Source organism: Microbacterium sp. PM5, assembly GCF_003293595.1.
Taxonomy (GTDB): domain Bacteria; phylum Actinomycetota; class Actinomycetes; order Actinomycetales; family Microbacteriaceae; genus Microbacterium.
The window spans coordinates 907,731-929,147 of sequence record NZ_CP022162.1 but is presented as its reverse complement, the minus strand read 5'-3'; the positions used below and the strand labels follow the sequence as shown (position 1 = coordinate 929,147).

The following is a 21,417-nucleotide window of genomic DNA, read 5'->3' as shown; positions in this document are numbered from 1 at the left end:
GTTCACAACTCCTCCTCACGACCTGGCGACGGCGACGGCGACGGCTGCCCCGGCCCGTTCAGGCGGAGTTGTGCACCACGCGCGGCCCGCAGGGCCTCGTGCGCGCGGCGCATCTCCCCGGCCAGGCGCGGGTCGGCGTAGGGACTGCCGGCTTCCAACTGTTCGACGATCTCGTCAACGGTCTCGTCTGGTCGGTTCTGACTCAGCTTGCGCTTGGCCACCACCTTCGTGGGCGTCAGGCGGAAGCCGACCGTGCCCCGTTCCAGTCGGCGGATGAAGTCTTCGTCGTTGGGCGGCTGCCACATCAGCCGCGGCTGGGGCAGTGCGCTCTCGAAGCGTGCCACCAGCCGCTCCAACACACGGAGATTCTCGTCCGGGGTGAGGATCTCGGGGATGCCGGAGAGGTGCACGGCGACGTAGTTCCAGGTCGGGACGTTCGGCCCCGGCAGGTACCACTGCGGCGAGATGTACCCGTGCGGCCCCTGGGCGATCACCAGCAGCTCGTGCTGTCCCAGACCGTGGATCGCATCGTCCGGCTTGCCGACGTGACCGACGACCGTGAGGTCGTCGTGGTCGTCGTCCAGGAGCACGGCGTAATGCGAGGCGACCAGACCATCGGGGCCGTGGCTCACGAGCGTCATCCAGAGGTTCTCGTCGAGGATGCGACGCAGCTCCGCGACGTCGGTCACGGTGAAGCTCGGGTTCTGTCTCATCGATGCCTCACTTCTGGCAGTTCGGGCACCAGTAGAGCTTTCGGGCGGCCATCTCCTCGAGCACGATCTCGGTGCCGCAGACGCGACAGGGCAGCCCGGCGCGGTGGTACACCCAGTGCCGATCATCGCGACTCGCCATCGCGCGCCGGTAGGCCTCGGGATCGAGGTCGTCCATGGTCATCATCTGACCCGTCTCGACTCCGATCACGAGCAGGCGTGTCCAGTCGCGCCAGAGCTGTCGGACGAGCTCTTCGGGAACCATCTTTCCGGGCGTGTGCGGGTCGAGCAGTGCGCGGTACAGCAGCTCGGCGCGGTAGACGTTGCCGATGCCGCTGACGACGGACTGGTCCATGAGCAGAAGGCCGATCGGCGTCGCCTTGCGGCGGACGGCCGCGACGAAGCGCTCCTCCCCCTCGGCGAGATCATCGACCAGAGGGTCGGGTCCGAGCTTCGCGATCGTCGCCTGCACCTCGTCCGGCGTCTGCAGCTCGCAGGCGGTGGGGCCTCGGAGGTCCGCGGAGGTGACGGCGGTGAGCAGGCGCAGCCGAACCTGTCCGACGATCGGCGGAGGCCACGCGGTCTCGTCGGCGCCGTCGAGGCCGCGTGTCTGCTCGCTCATCCGGACGTGCACGCGAGCCTTGCGCGGTGCGCCGATCGAGCTCAGCGAGTTCTCGCCGTCGGCGTCGTAGACGGCACCGAGGTCGGTTCCCCGTTGATTGGTCTGTCCCATGCGGCCGTTGGCCGAGGCGATGGTGGGGTCGATCTCGATCTCGCCCGCGAAGTCCCACGCGCCGTACATACCGAGGTGCACACGCAGCCAGACGTCGCCATCGAAGGCGAGGAACATCTGCTTGCCGACGGCGCGCACTTCCAGGGCTTCACGGCCGTCGATGACCGCGGCGCCCTCGGCGAAGCGGCCCTGTGGACTGGATGCCGAGACCTCTCGTCCGACGAAGTTCCGATCGAACTGGCGCGCGATGCGGTGTACGGAGTGACCTTCGGGCATCAGCCGGCTTCGGGATCCATCGCGTCGACGGACTCGCCACCGGCCGGCGCTGCCGCAGCGGCGCGCGGATCCGGAAGGAGCGTCCCGTCGTTCTCGAATGCGGCCAGCTGAGCGATGCGGCGCGCGTGGCGCTCCTCACCCGAGAACGGTGTCGCGATGAAGCGGTCGATGAAGGCGATCGCCTCATCAACGGTGTGCTGGCGCGCGCCGATGGAGATCACGTTGGCATCGTTGTGCTCCCGCGCCAGCTCGGCCGTGGCGATGCTCCACACGAGCGCCGCCCGGATGCCGCGTACCTTGTTGGCGGCGATCTGCTCGCCGTTACCCGATCCGCCGAAGACGACGCCCAGCGTCTCGATCCCGGCGGCCTGGTCGCGCACGACGGCCTGGGCGGCACGGATGCAGAAGGCGGGGTAGTCGTCGAGCGGGTCATACTCGATCGGGCCGTGGTCCACGACGTCGTGGCCCTGCTCCGCGAGGTGGTGCTGCAGCTGCGTCGAGAACTCGAGCCCCGCATGATCGGTGGCGATGTGGATGCGCATGCCCCCATCCTAGGGAGCGCTCGGCGTCACTGCGGCGTCGCTGCGACGTCACTGTGGCGCCGCAGCACGTGTCGATATGATGGAATGATCATGCCATTCACCCAGAGTCAGCGTCCCCTCTACGAGGTCAAGGCGAACCTCTTCAAAGGCCTCGCGCACCCCTTCCGCATTCGCCTTCTCGAACTGCTCGCCGGGGCCGAGGAGGTGCGCGTCGCGGACCTCCAGGCGGAGACCGGGCTGGAGGCGTCCCACTTGTCGCAGCACCTCTCCGTGCTGCGCCGTCACCGCCTTGTCGAGTCTGAGCGCCGCGCCAGTCACGTCTATTACCGGTTGGCCGATCCCCGCGTCGCGGACCTGCTGACCGCGGCGCGCGAGCTGCTCCTCGGCATCCTGAGCGCGGACGGCGACCTCCTCGTCGATGCGCAGTCGTTGCCCGCCCTGCCGGCGGCGCGCTCGTGAACCTGCGGGTCCGCACCCTGCTGCCCTCGCGCGCGGACTACGCGGGTCTCGCGCGCTCGTGGCGCGGTGACCTGGTCGCGGGTGTCACGGTGGGGATCGTCGCACTCCCCCTGGCGCTGGGCTTCGGCGTGAGCGCGGGCCTCAGCGCGGAGGCGGGCCTGGTGACGGCCGTCGTGGCCGGGGTGCTCGCGGCGGTGTTCGGTGGCTCCCACGTCCAGGTCTCCGGACCCACCGGAGCGATGGTCGTCGTCCTGGTCCCGATCGTGGCCACACGTGGGCCGGGCGCCGTCGTGGTGGTGACGCTGTTGGCGGGCATCCTGGTGATGCTCGCCGGTGTGCTGCGACTCGGGCGGGCCGTCTCGTTCATCCCGTGGCCGGTCATCGAAGGATTCACGCTCGGCATCGCGGTGATCATCTTCGCCCAGCAGATCCCGGCACTCGTATCCCCCCATGTCGCGGGCGCGAGCGAGCACAGCTCCAACGCGATCGTCGCAGCCGTGCAGGCCGTCACCGATCTCGATCCCGCGTATGCCGCGTGGGCGCTGGGAGCCGTCGGCATCGTCGTTGTCTGTATGTGGGGCGCCCCTCGGTTGCACCGCGGCGTTCCCGGTTCTCTGGTCGGCATCGTCGTCGTCGCCGCCGCGGCGCTCGTCGTCGGCGCTCCGCTGGCGCGGATCGGCGCCCTCCCCGGCACGCTGCCCGCTCCCGCTGTGCCGGCGATCGATCTTTCGAGCCTCACGGCTCTGGCCGCTCCCGCGGCGACGGTTGCGGCCCTGGCCGCGATCGAATCGCTCCTGTCCGCCCGCGTCGCGGCGAGCCTCGGGGACACGGGCACGTACGACCCCGACCGCGAGCTCGTCGGGCAGGGGCTCGCATCGATCGGTTCATCGCTGTTCGGGGGAATGCCCGCGACCGGAGCGATCGCGCGCACTGCCGTGAACGTCCGCTCCGGCGCCCGCAGCCGCCTCGCCGCGGTGACGCATGCCGTCGTCCTGCTCCTGGTTGTGCTCGCGGCCGCCGGCCCCGTCGGGCAGATCCCTCTCGCCGCCCTGGCGGGCGTGCTGATGGTCACCGCGGTCCGGATGGTGCACGTGGACACCGTGCGGGCCATTCTGCGCTCCACGCGCGCGGATGCCGTGGCCTTCGTCGCCACGGCCGTCATCACCGTCTCGTTCGATCTGATCGTGGCGGTCGTCATCGGAGTCGCCTTCGCCGGATTCTTCGCGCTGCGCGGCATGTCGCAAGCGTCACAGGTGCGGCGGGAAGACGTGCGTGGACACACGCAGCCCGGTGACGAGCGCATCGCGATCCTGCGCTTCGACGGACCGCTGTCGTTCACCTCGGCAGACCGGGTGTCGGCCGAGGTCGACGCGATTCGAGACGTCTCGGTCGTCATCATGCGGATGAGTCAGCTCGAACTGGTCGATGCGACCGGGGCGCACATGCTCGGCGAGCTCACGCAGGCTCTGGAGCGTCGCGGCATCACGGTGCTGATCAAGGGGGTGCAGCCCCGACACGAAGAGCTGTTCCGTTCGGTGGGCGTGCTGGCGGCTCTCCGTCACCACAACCACCTGTTCGCGGATCTGCCCTCCGCTATCGCACACGCCCGCACCCACGTGCAGCGCGAAACGGCGACCGCGTAGGCTGGTCGGGTTGCCGTCGGCGCCAGCAGTGCCGGATGGTTCAGACCACACCCCTCACCCACGGGAGTACCGCAGTGCCTGGAGAGAACCTCACCCGCATCGAGGCGCAGGAGCGCCGCGCCATCGTCGAGACGCAGTCGTACGACATCGCGCTCGACCTCACTCGTGGCCCGGAGGTGTTCGGCTCACGCACGGTCGTGCGCTTCGGCGCCACCGAGGGGGCCTCGACCTTCATCGACCTCATCGCCCGCGATGTGCGTGAGATCACCCTGAACGGTGACGCCGTGGAGGTGTCCGCCTTCGCCGACTCCCGCATCGCCCTGGAGGGTCTGCGTGCGCAGAACGAGCTCATCGTCGACGCCGACTGCCTGTACACCAACACGGGCGAAGGCCTGCACCGCTTCGTCGACCCGGTCGATGGCGAGGTCTATCTCTACTCGCAGTTCGAGGTTCCCGACTCCCGCCGCGTCTTCGCCGTGTTCGAGCAGCCCGATCTGAAGGCGACGTTCCGCTTCACCGTCACGGCCCCCGCCGCCTGGAAGGTCATCTCCAACTCCCCCACTCCCGAGCCGGTGCCCGGCGACGGTGGCGCCGCGATCTGGGCGTTCGAGCCCACCCCGCGGATCTCTTCCTATATCACGGCGATCGTCGCCGGCCCGTACGAGGCGACCTTCAGCGAGCTGACCAGCGCTTCGGGCGCCGTCGTTCCGCTCGGTGTCTACGGCCGCAAGAGCCTCTGGCAGCACCTCGACGCCGAGTACATCTTCGACAAGACTCGCCAGGGATTCGCGTACTACGAGGAGAAGTTCGGCGTCCCCTACCCGTTCGCCAAGTACGACCAGCTCTTCGTCCCCGAGTTCAACGCAGGGGCGATGGAGAACGCAGGTGCAGTGACGTTCACCGAAACCTACGTCTTCCGCAGCAAGGTGACCGACGCCGTCAAGGAGCGCCGCGTCGTCACGATCCTGCACGAACTCGCCCACATGTGGTTCGGCGACCTCGTGACCATGAAGTGGTGGAACGACCTCTGGCTCAACGAGTCGTTCGCCGAGTGGGCGTCGACCATCGCCACAGCCGAGGCGACCGAGTGGACCGAGGCGTGGACGACTTTCAACGCGATGGAGAAGACCTGGGCCTACCGCCAGGATCAGCTTCCCTCCACGCATCCGGTCGTCGCCACGATCAACGACCTCGAAGACGTCCAGGTCAACTTCGACGGCATCACCTACGCCAAGGGTGGATCCGTGCTCAAGCAGTTGGCGGCGTGGGTGGGCATCGACGCCTTCTTCGCGGGCGTCGGTCAGTACTTCCAGAAGCACGCGTTCGGCAACACCGAGCTGTCCGACCTGCTGGTCGAGCTCGAGGCGACGAGCGGGCGCGACCTGTCCGGCTGGTCGCAGAAGTGGCTCGAGACCGCGGGCGTCAACACGCTGGCGCCGGAGCTTCGCGTGAGCGATGACGGCGTCATCTCGCGGTTCGCCATCGTGCAGACCGCGCCGGCCGACTACCCCACGATCCGTGCGCACCGCCTCGGCGTCGGCTTCTATGCGCTCGAGGGCGGAGCGCTCGTGCGCACGCGCCACATCGAACTGGATGTCGACGGCGACCTCACCGAAGTGCCCGAGCTCGTCGGTGAACGTCAGCCCGACCTCATCCTGTTGAACGACGACGACCTCGCCTACGCGAAGATCCGTCTCGATGCGCGCTCGCTCACCACCGCGATCGACCACCTCGCCGGCATCAGCGACCCGCTGGCGCGCTCGCTCGTGTGGGGTGCGGCCTGGGACCAGACGCGGGATGCCGAAGCGTCGGCATCCGACTACATCGACCTGGTGCTGCGCAACATCGGCGCCGAGACCGAGTCGACGACGGTGCGCACGACCCTCGCGCAGCTGCAGCTCGCCGCGAACGCCTACGTCGCCCCGGACAAGCGCGACGCCGCGCGGGTGCGCGTCGCCGACGGCCTGTGGGAACTGGCTCAGGATGCCGAGGCGGGCAGCGACAGCCAGCTGCAGTTCGTCACCGCCTTCGCCTCGGCGGCGGCGACTCCCGCGCAGTGGGAGACGGTGCGCACTCTGCGCGACGGGGAGCTGACGCTGCCGGGGCTCGAGATCGACGCCGACCTCTCGTGGGCGTTGCTGGTGTCGCTGGCAGCAGGCGGCGTCGTCTCTGCCGAGCAGATCGATGCGGCGCTGGCTGCGGACAACACGGCCAAGGGTGGAGAGTTCGCAGCGCAGGCGAAGGCGGCCCTGCCCACGGTCGACGCCAAGCGCGCCGCGTGGGCGTCGCTCGTCGACAGCGCCGATCTGCCGAACACCGTCGTGCGCTCGGCCGCTCTCGGATTCGTGCACCCGGCCGGCGTCGCGGCGCTGGAGTCGTTCGTCCAGCCGTACTTCGACATGCTGCTGCCGGTCTGGGAGTCACGGACCTACCAGATCGCGAACTACCTGATCACGGGGCTGTATCCCGCGCCACTGGCCTCTCTCGCACTGCGCGACGCGACCCGCCAGTGGCTCGCCGCCCACGCCGACGCGCCGGCGGCCCTTCGCAGACTCGTCAACGAGAACCTCGCCGGTGTCGAGCGCGCCCTCGCCGTGCAGGAGCACGACGCCGACCGCTGAGGCGTCACCGCGGGCGTCGGGCCGCGCGCGCATATTCGCGCGAGGCCCGACGCGCGGGAAAGAACCCCACGATGATCCACACGAGAGCCCAGACGACTGCCGTCCCGAGTGCGGCGGCCGCCGCGTTCGGGCCTACTGTCGGGGCGAGAACGATCGAGAGCACCGCGCCGAAGGCCGCCCCTGCGGCGGCGACGTAGACAGACGCCGATGTCGCGCGGTTGACGACCCGCCAGGCCTCTGCATCGTGGAGCGTCAGGCGACTGCGATAGCCGAGCAACGCGTTGCGCGGAAGACTGCCTGTGCGAGCACTGCGTGCCCACCACGCGAGCAGCGCGGCGAAGCCCGCAAGGGCGAGAGCGCCCACACCTGTCTCGATCATCCTGTGCCCCCTGTCGTCAAGTTCCATCCTGACGACGACGGGGATCGCGGGTGATCGTCCGCGAGGACGACATCTGATGTCGCTGATCTCATCCTCCCGCAGGATGTGGTGCCGACCTCCGTCGCCGTAGCGTCGAAGCATGATTGTTGCGGAGAACCTCACCAAGAGATACGGAAGCACCACCGCCGTCGACGACGTCTCGTTCGCGGTGCGACCCGGGCAGGTGACCGGCTTCCTCGGCCCCAACGGCGCGGGAAAGTCCACGACGATGCGAATGATCGTCGGGCTGGACGCCCCCTCGTCCGGCAGCGTCAGCGTGGGCGGACACCGCTACGCGCGGAGCCGCTCGCCGCTCACCGAAGTCGGCGTGCTCCTCGACGCGAAAGCCGTGCACACCGGACGTTCGGCGCGAGGACACCTACGTGCGATGGCCGCGACCCACGGCATCCCGAACTCCCGCGTCGACGAGGTGATCGCCCTGACGGGTCTCGAGGCGGTCGCCGGCAAGCGAGCGGGAAAGTTCTCGCTGGGCATGGGACAGCGGCTCGGCATCGCGGCGGCACTTCTCGGCGACCCGCAGACGCTGATTCTCGACGAGCCGGTCAACGGCCTCGACCCCGAAGGCGTGCGATGGGTGCGACAGCTCGTCCGTCACCTCGCCGGTGAGGGCCGTACCGTGCTGCTGTCGAGCCACCTGATGAGCGAGATGTCGCAGACCGCCGACCACGTGATCGTCCTGGGCCGTGGTCGCGTGCTCGCCGACGCGCCGCTTCCCGAGCTGGTGCGGGCATGGACACGCAACGAGGTGCTCGTTCGCACCCCTCGAGCGGCCGACCTCGTCGGCGTGCTCGCGTCGCCGGACGTCACGGTCACCGACGCCGGGGACGGATCCCTGCTGGTCGCGGGTGTCAGCGCGCGCGCTATCGGCGACCTCGCCGCGGATCGCCGCATCCCCCTACACGAGCTCACCCCACGGACCGGGTCGCTCGAAGAGGCATACATGGCGCTCACCGAGGGCTCCGTGCAGTACAAGACGAAGGAGATCGCATGACCACCGCGACCGCCCCGACGGCATCGTCCGCTGCGCAGACACGTGCCGCGGCCTCGCCCTACCACCTCACGTTCGCCCGCGTCGTTCGCAGCGAGTGGCTCAAACTGCTGTCGCTGCGCTCGACCTGGTGGTCGCTCGCGATCACCGTTGCGCTCTCGGTGGGCATCTCGCTGCTGATGGCCTCGGCCCTGCGTGACTTCGACGCGGGGTTCGCGCCGGTGATGGTCATCGTCATGCCGATGCAGTTCACGATGCTCGTCGCCGGCATCCTGGGAGCGATCGCCATCACCGGGGAGTACTCCACGGGGATGATCCGCTCGACTCTGACGGCAGAGCCGCGTCGTGGCGCCGTGCTGGTCGCGAAGGCCCTCGTCGTGGCGGTCGTCCTGGCCCTGACGACCGCGGTGACCTACGCGATCGCCGTGCTGACGACGGCACCGATCCTCAAGACGGCGATCGACTGGTCGGATCCCACGCTGTCCTGGTTCCCGCTGCTCGCGGGTGTGTTCGCCATGGCGATGTTCGCCCTGATCGGCCTCGGCTTCGGCTTCATCGTGCGCAACGGCGCCGGTGCGATCGCGGCCACGGTGGGGGTGCTGTTCGTGCTGCCCATCGTCCTCAGCATGTTCTCCTTCGCCGGCGAAGGCTGGAAGTGGATCGTGGATGCCAGCGCGTACCTGCCTATGTCGGGTGCGCAGTCTGCCACCACCGCCGGCGGCGAGGACGTGATGCGCGGCCTGGTGACCCTCGCCGCGTGGCCCGCTGCGCTGCTGCTGGGAGCGTGGGCGAGCCTGCGCAGCCGGGACACCTGAGCTGGAAGAGATGACCGCTCTGAGCCGCAGCTCGCTCGACCCCGCGTCCGGCGAGCTGCGGCTTCCGCGTCCGCCAGGCGTGATCCGCCGCTTCTGGGCACGACATCCACGCGTGACGGACGTCATCGTCGCCCTCCTCACCGCTTTGGTGACCTTTCCCGCGCCGGGACGAGCCGGTCTCAGCGGCGATGATCCGCTGTGGACGGGCCTTCGTCCCGTGGTCGTCGTGGTGCTCACGCTCGCGTGCGTGGCGATGCTCTGGCGTCGCCGTTGCCCACTCGTGTCGTTCTCGCTCGCGGCGCTGGGCGCGCTTCTGGCGGTGTCTTCGGGCTCGGGGGTGGGATCGGGCACGACGGCCGTCGCTGTCTACGCGGTCGCGGTGTATGCGGGGTCGTCGGCCGCCTGGATCTCGTCGGGGATCGCCATCGGTGCGACGACGCTCGCTGCGGGGATCGCTGTCCTTGTCGGGGTGCTGCCGTGGTCGACGGCGGTGAACGGGTGCGCGGCTCTCGCGGTGGGCCTCCTGGTCGGCTGCCTCGTCGGCGTCAACATCGGCAACCGTGCGCGCTACGTCGCGGCGTTGATGGAGACGTCCCGTCAGCTGTGGGCGGAGCGTGCGCAGCACGCGGTGCACGCCGCTGCCGCCGAGCGTGCGCGCATCGCGCGGGAGATGCATGACGTGGTGTCCCACTCGCTCACCGTGATGGTGGCCCTTGCCGAGGGGGCGACGGCGACCGACGATGCGGTGCGCGCCCGCGCGGCGACGGCGCAGATCGCGGCGACCGGCCGAGGCGCGCTCACTCAGATGAGGGCCATGTTGGGCGTGCTGCGCAGCGGCGACGCCGACGATGCGCCGCTGGGGCCGCTGGACGGGGACACGGTGCGCGATGCCGTCACGGCCGCGCGCAGCGCAGGCATCCCCGTCGTGCTGCGGACGACCGGCGGTGAGATCGCCGATCTTCCCGTGCGCCTGGCTGTGGCGCGCGTGGTGCAGGAGGGATTGACCAACGTCATCCGGCACGCACCGTCGGCGCAGGAGGTGATCGTGTCGATCTCGTCGACGGCGAGCGAAGTGGTCGTCGAGGTCGTCAACGACGGCGTCCACGGGGCCGTCTCCCGCGGAGGGTACGGCATCCGCGGTCTGCAGGAACGTGCGGCGCAGGTGGGCGGCGTCGCGGAGGCGGGGCGGCGCCCCGACGGACGGTGGCATGTGCGACTGACCCTGCCGGCTTCGGCGGAGAGGACCCCGGCATGACGGACCCGATCCGTGTCGTGATCGCCGACGACCAGCAGCTCATCCGGCTCGGCTTCGGTCTCGTGCTCGACGCCGAGCCCGACATCGCGGTGGTGGGTGAGGCGATCGACGGGGTCGATGCGGTCGCCCTGTGCGTCGCCCTCCGGCCCGACGTGGTGCTGATGGACGTGCGGATGCCCCGGCTCGACGGTGTGGCGGCGACGGCGCGTGTGGTCGCCGAGGCGCCGCAGACGCGGGTGCTCGTGCTGACGACGTTCGATCTCGACGAGTACGCCTTCGGCGCTCTGGATGCCGGGGCCAGCGGATTCCTGCTCAAGGACGTCGAGCGCAGCGCGCTGGTCACGGCCATCCGCGCCGTGGCCGCCGGCGACGCCGTACTGTCGCCACGGGTGACCCGCGAAGTGCTGCGCCGGCGGGCCGGGAGCACACCGGCATCCGCCGCGTCCGAACGCGCGGACAGGTCCGCCATCGCGGCGCGCGTGCGCGAACTCACGCCTCGCGAGAGCGACGTGTTCCTCGCGCTGGTGCGCGGGCTGACGAACGCCGAGATCGCGGCGGAGCTGTTCCTCAGCGAGACGACCGTGAAGACCCATGTCGGACGCGTGCTGGCGAAACTGGGAGCGCGGGATCGGATCCAGGCCGTCATCCTCGCCCATCGGGGCGGGTGGGCGGACGACTCCCCCGCGGGTTCCCAGAGCGGACAGAGCGAGCCTCGTTAGGATCGGGGTGATGCGCTACTTCTCTGACTCCGGCGGTGGAGCGACGGCCCCCGTGATCGACCCGGGAGTGTGGACGGCGATTCTCACCTGGCTCGGGGAGGCCGGGGTGAACCTCCTCACGATCGCGGGAATCATCGTCGGCGCGTTCATCGTCTCGTGGGTGCTGCGTCTGGTCATCCGGCGGATCGTCAACCGGATCGTGTCGGGCGCGAAGAGCAAGGCGAACGTCGATGACACCCAGGCCTTGGAGCGCTCGCCCCTCGCCGCGATGCGGCTCGTGCAGCGAACGCGCACGCTGGGATCGATCCTGCAGAACATCGTCAACGTCGCGATCGTCACCATCGCCATCCTGCTGATCTTCGGGAGGATCGCTCCGGACGCCCTCGGGTCGTTCGCCCTGCTCTCGGCGGCCATCGGCGCCGGCCTCGGTTTCGGTGCCCAGAACATCGTCAAAGACGTGCTGAACGGCATCTTCATTGTCGCCGAGGATCAGGTCGGCATCGGCGACGTCGTCGATCTGGGGTTGGCCACCGGCATCGTGGAGTACGTCAGCGTCCGCATCACGCACGTCCGCGACGTCAACGGGACGCTCTGGTACGTGCGCAACGGCGAGATCACCCGCATCGGCAACATGTCCCAGGGATGGTCTCGCGTGATCATCGACCTCGCTCTGCCGGTCGACGTCGACATCGAGCAGGTCGAGAAGACGATGCTCGCCACGGCGAAGAACCTCGCGAAGGATCCGAAGTGGCGCACCCGCGTGATCGAGCAACCCGAGGTCTGGGGCCTGGAGTCGATCACCGGCGATGCCCTCGTCATCCGCCTCGTGATGAAGACCCGCGCGAACGCGAAGGATGATGTCGCCCGCGAGCTGAGGATGCGCCTGAAGCGCGCGATGGACGAGTTGGGCGTCACGCTCCCCTCCATGAACACCGTCATGCTGGCCGGCCTCGAGGGCGCCCAGCGAGTGCGCGGTGCCAATCCGCCGCGTACTCGACCGACACCCGTCGCGACCGCCGACGGAAAAGGCATCTGGAAGCCCAAGCGCGGCGGCCGAGCGACTCAGGCGCCCGCGGTCGACGGCGAGGTGGAGGTCGCGACGCCCCCATCCGGCGCGACGCCGCCACCGAAGACACCCGCGCCGAAGAGGACCGATGAGGGGGACGCGTGAGCGACGACGCAGAGACGTTCTATGCACAGGTCGGCGGGCACGGGACCTTCGTGCGCCTGGTGGACGCGTTCTACCGCGGTGTGGCGGCCGACGACGTGCTCAAGCCGATGTACCCCGAGGAAGACCTCGGCCCGGCCGCCGAGCGGCTGACCCTCTTTCTCGAGCAGTATTGGGGCGGACCGACGACCTACAGCGAGCGACGCGGACATCCTCGTCTGCGCATGCGGCATGTGCCGTTCCACGTGAATCCGGATGCGCGTGATCGGTGGTTGCTCCACATGCGCCGCGCCGTCGACGAGCTGGAGTTGTCGCCGCTGCACGAGGCCACGCTCTGGGACTATCTCCAGCGCGCCGCGCATGCCATGGTGAACACATTCGAGCCCACCGGAATCGGCCCGGAACGGCCAGCGACGGCATCCTCGCTGGCGGTCCGTTCCTCGGACCAGACCGACTGACGCCCGTCCCCGGGCACCGAGATCACGACGAAGGAGTCGACCTTGGCGAAGACGCAGCTTCACGAGACGGACATCCTCGTGATCGGATGGGGGCTCGCCGGGCTCGTTGCCGCCACGGAGGCCGCCGCGGCCGGGCGTCGAGTGATCATCGTCGATCAGGAACCACGATGCAACCTCGGCGGCCAGGCGTTCTGGTCGTTCGGCGGCTTGTTCTTCGTCGATTCGCCGGAGCAGCGACGACTCGGTATCTCCGACTCGCTGGAACTCGCGCGTCAGGACTGGTTCTCGACGGCGCAGTTCGACCGCGACGAAGATCAGTGGCCCCGCCGATGGGCCGATGCCTACCTCGACTTCGCGCATGGAGAGAAGCGGGCCTGGCTGCGCGGGAAAGGAGTCGGGTTCTTCCCCGTCGTCGGCTGGGCCGAGCGCGGCGGCTACAACGCGACCGGTCCGGGAAACTCGGTGCCTCGGTTCCACATCACCTGGGGAACGGGCCCAGGGCTGGTCGCGCCGTTTCAGGCCGAGGTGGAGGCCGCAGAGGCCTCCGGTCGCATCACCGTACTCCCCCGTCACCGCGTCACCGCCCTGCTGACCGACGCGGACGCTGTCACGGGCGCGCACGGCGAGGTGCTCGTCCCCTCGGCGGCCGCGCGAGGAGAGCAGACGTCACGAGAGGTCGCCGGCTCCTTCGAGATCCGCGCGAGCGCGACGATCGTGTGCTCGGGGGGCATCGGTGGCAACCACGAGCTCGTCCGCGCGCAGTGGCCGGCGCGATTGGGCCCGCCCCCGACCCAGATGATCACGGGCGTTCCCGCGTACGTCGACGGGTCCATGCAGCCGGTCGCTCGGGCGGCGGGAGCGCATCTCATCAACGGGGATCGCATGTGGCACTACGTCGAAGGCATCCAGAACTGGAACCCGATCTGGCCGAACCACGGCATCCGGATCCTCCCCGGCCCGTCGTCCGTGTGGCTCGATGCGACCGGTGCACGACTGCCGGTGCCGCTGTACCCGGGCTTCGACACTCTCGGGACACTCGCGCACCTGCGACGCACCGGCCATGACCATTCCTGGTTCGTGCTGTCGCAGAAGATCATCGAGAAGGAGTTCACGCTCTCCGGAAGCGAGCAGAATCCCGATCTCACCGGCAAGGACGTACGCCTGCTGTTGCGATCGCGCCTGGGCAAGGGGGCCGCGGGGCCCGTCCAGACCTTCATGGATCAGGGCGCGGACTTCGTCGTCCGGCGTTCGTTGGACGAGTTGATCGACGGTATGCAGGCGCTCCCGGGAGGCGAGCTGCTGGATCCCCAGCTCGTGCGCCGTGAGATCGAGGCGCGCGACCGCGAGATCACCAACGACTTCACGAAGGATGCGCAGATCGCGATGCTCAGGTCGGCGCGCGCATTCCGCGGTGACCGTCTCATCCGCACGGCGGCGCCGCATGCGATTCTCGACCCGGCGAACGGGCCCCTCATCGCGGTCAAGCTGCACATCCTCACGCGGAAGTCCCTCGGAGGTATCGAGACAGACCTGTCCGCGCGGGCATTGGACGAACGAGGCACAGTGATCCCCGGTCTGTTCGCCGCGGGTGAGGCGGCCGGCTTCGGAGGTGGCGGTGTGCACGGCTACCGAGCTCTGGAGGGCACCTTCGTCGGCGGATGCCTCTTCTCCGGGCGCATTGCCGGACGGGCCGCGGCCGGCTGATCCGTCGCCGCCGAACGCGGGCTCCGGCCCGTCTCAGAGGGCGCCCGTGGCTCGGACCTCCGTCAGCCCCGTGTGCACTCGCGTCCTCGTCAGCACGTGACCTCGCTGCAGGGTGATCCGCGTCCACGGGCCGCTGCGGCGCACGGCAGCCGTCTCGGCGCCGGCGACGAAGCCCAGAGCGAAGGCGGCGAACGCGACTCCCCGGGGAAGATCCGCGAGCTCGGCGTCGGGCTCTCCCCATACCTGAGCGCGCACGAGACGCACCACATCTTCGCCGGCGGACGCAGGCACCGCTTCGGCCACGGCTGCGATCCCCCACTGGGCGCGCGATGCGAGAGTGGCGGCATCGATGCCGCTCGCCTGCGTCCAGCCGCCCCGGGGCGGCGACACACCCGCCCACGGTGCCGAGACGGCGGAGTCGGGCAGAAGGACCGAGCGCTCATCGTCGCCGATCGTGAGCGACGCGGCATCCACGACGAGGTCGCACTCGAGGTCGGGGTCCACGCGCACGAACCGCATCCCGAGAACGGTGGGGGTCGACTCCAGGAGCGTCTGGGGCGCAAGCGGCGCCGATGTCACCCCGAGCGTCCCCTGCACGGCGCGCAAGCGCACGGCTCCATCGCCGAGTCGCGCGGCACGGTCGGCGAAGGTGAGGACGTCGGACGCCGTCGACGGATCGGGGAACAACAGCTGTGCGGACATCCGACCTAAACTATCAAGCTGTATGCACCACGGACGGAGAGCGTGTGGGAACGGGAATGCAGGGCGAAAGCGATCCGGTCGCCGAAATGCTGGAGGTCCTGGATATCTCCTCCGGCGATGCGCGGACCACTGAAGACATCTTCACCGGGATCTCCCACCCGATGCCGTCGGGCCGCATCTTCGGCGGCCAGGTGCTGGCTCAAGCCATCATCGCGGCGGACAGGACGACCGGCGACGACCGCGTTCCGCATTCCATGCACGGCTACTTCCTGCGCCCCGGCGACGCAATGCGGGGCGTGACGCTGTCCGTCGACCGCATCCACGACGGCCGTTCCTTCTCCACACGCCGTACGCAGGTATATCAGGACGGGGTGCCGATCTTCTCGATGATCGCCTCGTTCGAACACGAGGATGACGGCCTCGACCATCAGAGCCGTATGCCCGAGGACGTCCTCAGCCCCGAGGAGGCCCTGGCGCGGTGGGAGACAACGCGGCGACATCCGCTGTCGCAGCGTCTCCTGGATCGCAATCCGATCGAAGTCGTGCATGCCGAGGGTGCGATCTACGATGCGGTGGAGGGTGCCCACGTTGCCGCCCAGAACGTCTGGATGCGAGCGAAGCGGCCCCTCGGAGACGATGCCGCCCTGCACCGCGCCGTGCTGGCGTACATGAGCGATTTGACCATCCAGGAGCCGGTGCTGCGTGGACACGGCGTCCCGTGGTCGCAGCCCGGACTCAAAGTCGCCAGCCTCGACCACGCGATGTGGTGGCACCGGCCCGTGCGCGTCGACGAGTGGCTCTTGTACGTGCAGAACTCGCCCAGCGCCCGCGCAGGGCGAGGACTCTCATCGGGGCGGATCTTCACCCGCGAGGGCGAGCTCGTCGCATCTGTCGGGCAGGAGATCATGGTCCGCGTCCCCTGACGCGGGCCGTCGTCGCCCGCTCAGCGGCGCCGGAACGAGACGGGTTCGCCGAGGTAGGGGCCCCACGCGTCACGCATCGTGTCGGTGAGTCGCACCGGCCGGAAGGTGTGAGCATCGACCAGCACGACGGAAGAGGATGCCTTCGCGTAGAGCGTGCGGTGGTCGTCGCTTCGTGGACTGTAAACCTCGTAGCAGACCTCGATGCTCGATCCTCCGAGTTTTCCGAACCACATCTGCACGTCGAGCGGCTCGCGCCGGTACGGCACCGGCGCGAGGTACTCGATCTCCTGATGTGCGATGAGCGTCAGCACGCCGGCATCGGTGCCCGCGTCGATCACCGCGGTGTCGGGCGCTTCGTCGCCGAAGACCGGCGTCCAGAACACCCGCACGCGTGCTTCTTCGAGCAGCTTCAACATCGTCGCGTTGTTGACGTGGTTGAACGCGTCCAGGTCTCCCCATCGCAAATGGATGGGCACGTGCAGTCGTTCAGTCACGGGTGAGCTTGCGGTGGGTCGATCGGTGCGGGTTGGCGGCGTCGGGCCCGAGGCGCTCGATCTTGTTGGCCTCGTACGCCTCGAAGTTGCCCTCGAACCAGTACCACTTGTCGGGGTGCTCGTCGGTGCCCTCGTAGGCGAGGATGTGGGTCGCGATGCGGTCGAGGAACCACCGGTCGTGGGTGATCACCACCGCACATCCGGGGAACTCCAAGAGGGCGTTCTCCAGCGAGCTCAGCGTCTCGACATCGAGGTCGTTGGTGGGCTCGTCGAGCAGCAGCAGGTTTCCGCCCTCCTTCAGGGTGAGCGCCAGGTTCAGGCGATTGCGCTCACCGCCGGAGAGCACTCCCGCTTTCTTCTGCTGGTCGGGGCCCTTGAAGCCGAACTTCGACACGTACGCACGCGAGGGGATCTCGGTCTTGCCGACGGTGATGATGTCGAGACCGTCCGAAACGACCTCCCACAGCGTCTTGTTCGGGTCGATGTTGGCGCGGCTCTGGTCGACGTAGCTGATCTTGACCGTCTCGCCGACCTTCAGATCGCCGCCGTCGAGCGGCTCCAGCCCCACGATCGTCTTGAAGAGCGTCGTCTTGCCGACACCGTTGGGGCCGATGACGCCCACGATGCCGTTCGGCGGCAGGCTGAAGCTCAGGCCGTCGATCAGGGAACGATCGCCGAACCCCTTCTGCAGCTTCTTGGCTTCGATGACCACACTGCCCAGGCGCGGACCGGCCGGGATCTGGATCTCTTCGAAGTCGAGCTTGCGCGTGCGCTCCGCCTCGGCGGCCATCTCCTCGTATCGGGCGAGGCGGGCCTTCGACTTCGTCTGCCGTCCCTTCGCCGAGGAACGGACCCACTCGAGCTCGTCCTTGAGGCGTTTGGCGAGCTTCGCGTCCTTCTTGCCCTGGATGTCGAGGCGTTCTGCCTTCTTCTCGAGATAGGTCGAGTAGTTGCCCTCATAGCCGATCAGTCGACCGCGATCGACCTCCGCGATCCACTCCGCGACATTGTCCAGGAAGTACCGGTCGTGGGTGATGGCGATGACCGCGCCCTTGTACGACTGCAGGTGCTGTTCGAGCCAGAGAACGCTCTCCGCGTCGAGGTGGTTGGTGGGCTCGTCCAGCAGCAGCAGGTCGGGCTTCTGCAGCAGCAGCTTCGCCAGTGCCACCCGGCGGCGCTCGCCTCCGGAGAGCTTGGTCACGGGCTCGTCCGCGGGCGGGGTGCGCAGCGCGTCCATGGCCTGCTCGAGCTGCGAGTCGAGGTCCCAGCCGTCGGCCGCGTCGATCTCTTCCTGCAGCACGCCCATTTCGGCCAGCAGGGCATCGAAATCCGCATCCGGGTCGGCCATCAGCGCGGAGATCTCGTTGAAGCGATCGAGCTTGGCCTTGATGGCCACGCCGTCCTGGATGTTCTCCAGGACGGTCTTGGTCTCGTCGAGCTCGGGCTCCTGCATCAGGATGCCGACGGTGAAGCCCGGCGTCAGCTTGGCCTCCCCGTTCGACGGTGCGTCGAGACCGGCCATGATCTTCAGGATCGTCGACTTGCCGGCGCCGTTGGGGCCGACCATGCCGATCTTGGCTCCGGGGAGGAACGCCATCGTGACGTCGTCGAGGATGAGCTTCTCGCCCACCGCTTTGCGGGCACGGACCATGGAGTAGATGTATTCGGCCATAACGGCCCAAGTCTACGCGGCCGTGGTGACCTCCACGGCGTGCGGGCGCCTGGTCACCAGTCGATCGGGCGTGTCTGTCCAACCAGGCACGTGCCCTCCGGCACGAGCGGAAGCACCCGTGCCTGCGGGCCGGGCACCGACGGGCCGACCTGTCCGACCAGGCACTCGCCCTTCCACTTGACGGAGAACTGGATCGAGTCGGCCTGATTTCCGACCGTCGTCAGGTCCTGCGTGACTTCCATGGCCGACTTGTCGAAGCCGCCCGCAGTGAGCGCGTCGATGTATGCCCGCCCCTGCGCCGCCTGTGGACCGGACGCCACCGCGTCGACGATCGACGTGAAGTAGGGCAGGTTCTGGGTGGCAGAGCCGTTCGGCATCAGCGCTGGTCCCGTCGGAGTCGGTGTGGGTGTCGCCATGGGCGTGAGGGACACCGACAGTGTGGGTGTCGGGGTGGGGGCTGCGGTGGTGCAGCCGCTGAGCATGAGGACCACGCCGACGCATGCGGCGAGGGAGAAGGGGACCGCACGCTGACCGACGTTTCGCACGTCACGAGTCTAGGCGGCGTCAGAACGGGGTTGTGTCCTCGCCCGCTGTGGCCCACCCGCTGGCGCTGACGAGGGCGACATCCGGTTCTTCGGGTGAGGAGGCCGCGTCGCTGGAAGCCTCCGTGCTCTGTGGAATGTCGGAGGGGCCGTCGCCGGGCACGGCCCACCCCGTGCTCTGCGCCACAGTAGCCGACGCCGACGGTGTGGTTCCCTTCTGGAAGCTCGTGGTGCCGAACATGAGGTCGTGGCCGAGTCCTTCGGCGTCGATCTCGGCGGAGGATCCGCTCTTTCCTCCCGACTCCCATTGCTTGACGCGGAACCGTCCGGTGACGATGACCCGCTGCCCCTTCTCCAACGATGCCAGGGCGTGATCGGCCAGCTTCCTGTATGCCGACACCCAGTACCAATTGGTGTGACTGTCGACCCACTGACCGTTCTCGAGGCGTCGTTCGCTGCTCGCGAGTCGAAAACTGATGGCGGGGATGCCGCCCGGCAGTTCCCGACGCTCGGGCTGGGACGCGACGTTGCCGATGACGGTGATGCGATCGCTCATGATGACTCTCCTTGTCTTCGATGCCCGGACGATCCGGCTGGCGCCGCGACCGGCGTACCCTTCGTGCGCCGCGGCACCCCCAGCGTCCTTCTCGCCGCAGAGCGTCGACGCGAGGCGCGAGCAGATTGTGGAGACGGCGCCGAAGCGCAGAGGTGGGGAGGAGGTGTCGATCGGTCGTCCGTCGGCGCGGCACGGGGGTGCCGCCGATGTCGGAGGGGGAACGTATCTTCGAAAGTGGCGGTGTCAGTGACGGTGACGTGGCGGTGACGTGATGGTGACGGGAGTGGCGACATGATCAGTGCGGCAACGGCCCTACCTCGGTCCGTGCGCGGGTGTTCCTTGCGGGCGGTGTCCGACCGTCGGTGGAGGGTCATCGACAGGCGCGGCGTCGTGATCGGACACGTCCGGCGCGAGCAGTCAGCGCAGGGGACGCGTTTTCACGCGGAGCGCTTCGAACTCGCCCGAGCCAGAATGCGCGAGCTGGGCTCGTTCTGCAGGCTCGACGAGGCGGTCGAGTGCCTGGCGTATCTGCGCTGACGAGCGAGCAAGCCGCGCTCGTCACACCACCGCGTCGAGGATCTCGCCGCCGTGCACGGGCGCGGCGGCTCGCACCGCGGGCCACGCGTCGGCGAGCGTGTCGACGGCGCGTCGAAGCTCCTCGGGTGGTGCCGTGAAAGGCAGGCGCAGATGACGGTCGTGCGTCCCGTCGACCCCGAATCGCGACCCGGACGAGAGAGAAACGCCATGGGCGCGGGCTGCGAGGACGAGCCCCGTGCTCAGAGGCGCATCCAGCTCCACCCAGAGCGCCACGCCGCCGTGCACCTGCGGGATCTTCCACTCCGGCAGGCGGCGGGTGAGCGCATCGACGAGAGCGTCGCGGCCCGATCTGAGCAGCAGAGAACGCTGCGTGAGAATCTCCGGCAGGTGGCTGAAGAGACGAGCGGCGACCGCCTGCTCGAAATCCGGTGTGCCCAGTTCCCTGGCGGGGCGCGCCGCGACGATTCGCTGCGCGAGTTCCCCGTCCGCGCGGATCCACCCGATGCGCAGACCACCCCAGACGATCTTGCCGAGCGAGCCGACGCGCACCACGGCATCGTGGCCGAACGCCGGTGATGCGGCGGGAACGTCGATGGTCAGATCGGCGGTCGTCTCGTCGATGACGAGAGTGGAGCGCGAGGCGCGGGCAGCGTGTGCGAAGGCTGCCTCTTCCTCGTCCGTCATCGAGCGGCCCGTCGGGTTCTGGAAGCGTGGCATCAGATAGGCCATCCGTGGCTGCGTTCGTGTGAACACTTGAGCCGCGCGATCGAGGTCCCAGCCTCCGCCGATCGTGACCGGCACAGCTACCAGTCGCGCGCCGGCGGCACGAATCGCCTCGGCCGCATGGGGGTACGTCGGCGTCTCGATGACCACCCGATCCCCACGACCGACGAGAACGGTCGACAGCAGGTGGATCGCCGACTGCGCACCTGTCGTCACGACGATCTGGCTCGGGTCGGTCGGGATGCCGCGTGCGCTGTATCGGTCTGCAATCGCTTCTCGGAGTTCGATGGCGCCCCGGATGTCATAGCCCGACCGAGCGACGATGCGTGCGGCATCCGCCGCGGCCTCCGCGATGATGCCGGCGAGCCCCGGCCACGCGGCGGGACTGGCCTGTTGCAAATCGATGGCGCCGGTCGTGGCCGCTGCGCCTCCGATGTCACGGCTCGGCCGCGCCGTCGTCACGCTTCCCGATCCGCGAAGGCTTGCGATATGACCGGTGTCGCGCAGGCTGCGATATGCCGCAGCGACCGTCGTTCGGCTCACCGAGAGTGCAGCGGCGAGTTCACGTTCGGCGGGAAGAGCGGTGTGCGCGGCGATGCGGTTGTCGAGGCACAGGATGCGGATGCTGTCGGCGAGGGCCTCATACGCCGGCTCCCGCGTGCGCCACCCGCCCAGCATCCCGGCGAACGTCCGTGCCCCGATCCTCGAGTCCATGGTGGCCACGGTATCCGAATTGGA

21 protein-coding genes are annotated in these 21,417 nt (G+C 68.8%); 11 read left to right on the top strand and 10 right to left on the bottom strand.

The window, feature by feature from the left end; genetic code table 11:
- Positions 1 to 2: 2 nt before the first annotated feature.
- Genes CEP17_RS04655 through CEP17_RS04645 form a run of 3 tightly spaced genes read right to left on the bottom strand, consistent with a single transcriptional unit; the run spans position 3 to position 2,261 of the window.
- Positions 3 to 713, bottom strand: coding sequence for an FMN-binding negative transcriptional regulator (locus CEP17_RS04655; RefSeq protein ID WP_112931440.1), 711 nt, complete (start codon positions 711 to 713; stop codon positions 3 to 5).
- 7 nt (positions 714 to 720) lie between these two features.
- On the bottom strand, positions 721 to 1,719 hold the full coding sequence (locus CEP17_RS04650) for a DNA-formamidopyrimidine glycosylase family protein (RefSeq protein WP_112931439.1): 999 nt from the start codon (positions 1,717 to 1,719) through the stop codon (positions 721 to 723).
- On the bottom strand, positions 1,719 to 2,261 hold the full coding sequence (locus CEP17_RS04645; protein WP_112931438.1) for a ribose-5-phosphate isomerase: 543 nt from the start codon (positions 2,259 to 2,261) through the stop codon (positions 1,719 to 1,721). Before CEP17_RS04645 ends, CEP17_RS04650 begins: the two co-directional genes overlap by 1 nt.
- A 90-nt stretch (positions 2,262 to 2,351) precedes the next feature.
- Between CEP17_RS04645 and CEP17_RS04640 the strand changes: the two genes are divergently transcribed.
- The 3 genes from CEP17_RS04640 to pepN all read left to right on the top strand — a co-directional run bounded on the left by CEP17_RS04640 (position 2,352) and on the right by pepN (position 6,984).
- Positions 2,352 to 2,720, top strand: coding sequence for a metalloregulator ArsR/SmtB family transcription factor (locus tag CEP17_RS04640; protein ID WP_039416813.1), 369 nt, complete (start codon positions 2,352 to 2,354; stop codon positions 2,718 to 2,720).
- Positions 2,717 to 4,363: a SulP family inorganic anion transporter gene (locus CEP17_RS04635; protein WP_112931437.1), complete on the top strand. Its 1,647-nt coding sequence runs from the start codon at positions 2,717 to 2,719 to the stop codon at positions 4,361 to 4,363. Before CEP17_RS04640 ends, CEP17_RS04635 begins: the two co-directional genes overlap by 4 nt.
- 74 nt (positions 4,364 to 4,437) lie before the next feature.
- The gene (pepN, locus tag CEP17_RS04630) at positions 4,438 to 6,984 is read left to right on the top strand and encodes an aminopeptidase N (RefSeq protein ID WP_112932868.1); all 2,547 of its coding nucleotides are present in this window, start codon (positions 4,438 to 4,440) and stop codon (positions 6,982 to 6,984) included.
- Between the two features lie 4 nt (positions 6,985 to 6,988).
- Here pepN and CEP17_RS04625 read toward each other — a convergent pair whose 3' ends face one another.
- Positions 6,989 to 7,363 carry an SdpI family protein gene (locus CEP17_RS04625; RefSeq protein ID WP_162722407.1) on the bottom strand — a complete coding sequence of 125 codons (375 nt, stop codon included), beginning with the start codon at positions 7,361 to 7,363 and terminating at the stop codon, positions 6,989 to 6,991.
- A 139-nt stretch (positions 7,364 to 7,502) separates the two neighbouring features.
- On the opposite strand from CEP17_RS04625, the gene CEP17_RS04620 reads away from it, so the two are divergent.
- The 7 genes from CEP17_RS04620 to CEP17_RS04590 are packed head-to-tail and all read left to right on the top strand — an operon-like array spanning position 7,503 to position 14,530.
- Positions 7,503 to 8,414: an ATP-binding cassette domain-containing protein gene (locus tag CEP17_RS04620; protein WP_112931435.1), complete on the top strand. Its 912-nt coding sequence runs from the start codon at positions 7,503 to 7,505 to the stop codon at positions 8,412 to 8,414.
- The gene (locus CEP17_RS04615) at positions 8,411 to 9,226 is read left to right on the top strand and encodes an ABC transporter permease subunit (protein ID WP_036320104.1); all 816 of its coding nucleotides are present in this window, start codon (positions 8,411 to 8,413) and stop codon (positions 9,224 to 9,226) included. The genes CEP17_RS04620 and CEP17_RS04615 overlap by 4 nt, the downstream gene beginning before the upstream one ends.
- A 10-nt stretch (positions 9,227 to 9,236) precedes the next feature.
- Positions 9,237 to 10,481, top strand: a complete 1,245-nt coding sequence (locus CEP17_RS04610) for a sensor histidine kinase (RefSeq protein WP_112931434.1) — start codon at positions 9,237 to 9,239, stop codon at positions 10,479 to 10,481.
- Positions 10,478 to 11,200: a response regulator transcription factor gene (locus tag CEP17_RS04605; protein ID WP_112931433.1), complete on the top strand. Its 723-nt coding sequence runs from the start codon at positions 10,478 to 10,480 to the stop codon at positions 11,198 to 11,200. Before CEP17_RS04610 ends, CEP17_RS04605 begins: the two co-directional genes overlap by 4 nt.
- Before the next feature lie 10 nt (positions 11,201 to 11,210).
- A complete protein-coding gene (locus CEP17_RS04600; protein WP_112931432.1) occupies positions 11,211 to 12,371 on the top strand; it encodes a mechanosensitive ion channel family protein in 1,161 nt (386 codons plus the stop codon).
- Positions 12,368 to 12,826, top strand: coding sequence for a globin (locus CEP17_RS04595; RefSeq protein WP_112931431.1), 459 nt, complete (start codon positions 12,368 to 12,370; stop codon positions 12,824 to 12,826). The genes CEP17_RS04600 and CEP17_RS04595 overlap by 4 nt, the downstream gene beginning before the upstream one ends.
- A 42-nt stretch (positions 12,827 to 12,868) precedes the next feature.
- Positions 12,869 to 14,530: an FAD-binding dehydrogenase gene (locus CEP17_RS04590; protein ID WP_112931430.1), complete on the top strand. Its 1,662-nt coding sequence runs from the start codon at positions 12,869 to 12,871 to the stop codon at positions 14,528 to 14,530.
- Positions 14,531 to 14,563: 33 nt separating this feature from the next.
- Here CEP17_RS04590 and CEP17_RS04585 read toward each other — a convergent pair whose 3' ends face one another.
- The gene (locus tag CEP17_RS04585; protein WP_112931429.1) at positions 14,564 to 15,232 is read right to left on the bottom strand and encodes a hypothetical protein; all 669 of its coding nucleotides are present in this window, start codon (positions 15,230 to 15,232) and stop codon (positions 14,564 to 14,566) included.
- A 56-nt stretch (positions 15,233 to 15,288) separates the two neighbouring features.
- Between CEP17_RS04585 and CEP17_RS04580 the strand changes: the two genes are divergently transcribed.
- Positions 15,289 to 16,155 carry an acyl-CoA thioesterase II gene (locus tag CEP17_RS04580; RefSeq protein WP_112931428.1) on the top strand — a complete coding sequence of 289 codons (867 nt, stop codon included), beginning with the start codon at positions 15,289 to 15,291 and terminating at the stop codon, positions 16,153 to 16,155.
- A gap of 20 nt (positions 16,156 to 16,175) precedes the next feature.
- Here the strand turns inward: CEP17_RS04580 and CEP17_RS04575 are convergent, their stop codons facing one another.
- From CEP17_RS04575 to CEP17_RS04550, 5 genes are all read right to left on the bottom strand, one after another.
- Entirely contained in the window at positions 16,176 to 16,649 is a 474-nt protein-coding gene (locus tag CEP17_RS04575; RefSeq protein ID WP_036320082.1) for a thioesterase family protein, read from the bottom strand.
- Entirely contained in the window at positions 16,642 to 18,321 is a 1,680-nt protein-coding gene (gene ettA / locus CEP17_RS04570; RefSeq protein WP_039416832.1) for an energy-dependent translational throttle protein EttA, read from the bottom strand. The genes CEP17_RS04575 and ettA overlap by 8 nt, the downstream gene beginning before the upstream one ends.
- A gap of 53 nt (positions 18,322 to 18,374) precedes the next feature.
- Positions 18,375 to 18,866: a hypothetical protein gene (locus CEP17_RS04565; RefSeq protein ID WP_039416833.1), complete on the bottom strand. Its 492-nt coding sequence runs from the start codon at positions 18,864 to 18,866 to the stop codon at positions 18,375 to 18,377.
- 19 nt (positions 18,867 to 18,885) lie between these two features.
- Complete coding sequence (locus CEP17_RS04560) at positions 18,886 to 19,419, bottom strand: single-stranded DNA-binding protein (RefSeq protein WP_036316707.1); 534 nt, start codon at positions 19,417 to 19,419, stop codon at positions 18,886 to 18,888.
- Positions 19,420 to 19,977: 558 nt separating this feature from the next.
- Complete coding sequence (locus tag CEP17_RS04550) at positions 19,978 to 21,393, bottom strand: PLP-dependent aminotransferase family protein (RefSeq protein ID WP_112931427.1); 1,416 nt, start codon at positions 21,391 to 21,393, stop codon at positions 19,978 to 19,980.
- Positions 21,394 to 21,417: the final 24 nt, after the last annotated feature.